This is a genomic window from Neisseria sp. P0022.S010 (genome assembly GCF_051956635.1).
Genome location: NZ_JBQCXF010000753.1, coordinates 1 through 936 on the forward strand (window position 1 = coordinate 1; position 936 = coordinate 936).

The 936-nt window shown below is 47.2% G+C and carries 2 protein-coding genes; one reads left to right on the top strand and one right to left on the bottom strand.

Annotated features, from left to right (window positions below; all coding sequences use genetic code 11):
• Positions 1-109: 109 nt before the first annotated feature.
• The gene (gene plsY / locus ACTHUT_RS21170) at positions 110-721 is read right to left on the bottom strand and encodes a glycerol-3-phosphate 1-O-acyltransferase PlsY (protein WP_063075428.1); all 612 of its coding nucleotides are present in this window, start codon (positions 719-721) and stop codon (positions 110-112) included.
• 57 nt (positions 722-778) lie between these two features.
• Between plsY and ACTHUT_RS21175 the strand changes: the two genes are divergently transcribed.
• Positions 779-936: dihydroneopterin aldolase (locus ACTHUT_RS21175; protein WP_440419771.1), on the top strand; the 158-nt coding region annotated here is incomplete at its 3' end.

Sequence of the window (936 nt, forward strand, 5' to 3'; positions counted from 1 at the left end):
TTCTGTCGGTGGAATATATTAAGATTGACTGATTATGCGTGAATAAAAACTATGAAGGCCGTCTGAGAATATACTTTCAGACGGCCTTTTATTGATTGTATCTACGCTTTTAAGATTTTCCGGCTTTATCTCCGATTTTGCTTTCTTTGCCTTGAATTAGGTTTTGAATATTGCTTTTATGGCGGTACAACACCAATGCGGCAATGAATACGGTTGCCCATGCCCAAGAGGCGTGTGGCATCATGAAGAAAGCGAAGATAGGGGCGCAGACGGTGGCGACCAGTGCGGCGAGTGAGGATACTTTGAAACCGAATGCCATGACCAGCCAAATCAAGGCGCAGAGTAGGGCAGTTGCGGGGGAGAGGGCGAGTAAGACGCCCAATGCGGTGGCTACGCCTTTGCCGCCTTTAAAATTGAAAAATATTGGCCACATATGGCCGACCAATGCGGCAATGGCAACCAGGGCTATCGTTGCATCAGACAAATTTAAAGCATCTTGCAGACAGCGTGCCAAGATGACGGCAACCAAGCCTTTTACTGCATCGCCGAGCAAAGTCAGTGCGGCTGCTTTTTTCTTACCGCTGCGCAAGACGTTGGTGGCACCGGGGTTGCCGGAACCGTAAGTGCGCGGATCGTCCATACCGTAATATTTTGATACGATGACGGCAAAAGACAGGGAGCCGATAAGATAGGCGGCAATAATGGCGAGTACATTGAACATTTTGGGTGCTTTACTTAAAATGGGAAAGGTTATTCTATCAAAAAAACGGACAGGCAAATGGATAAAATCTTTTTGTACGGCATGAAGGCTGATACTTTAATCGGCGTATATGATTGGGAGCGCGAGCGTAAACAGACTTTGATTTTGGATTTGGAAATCAGTGTTCCCGAGCGTACCGGCACGAGCGACGATATCGGCGACACAATCCATTATGG

What these genes read in the sequence shown, in the direction of transcription:
- plsY (WP_063075428.1), bottom strand. Translation starts at nt 721, where the DNA reads ATGTTCAATGTACTCGCCATTATTGCCGCCTATCTTATCGGCTCCCTG.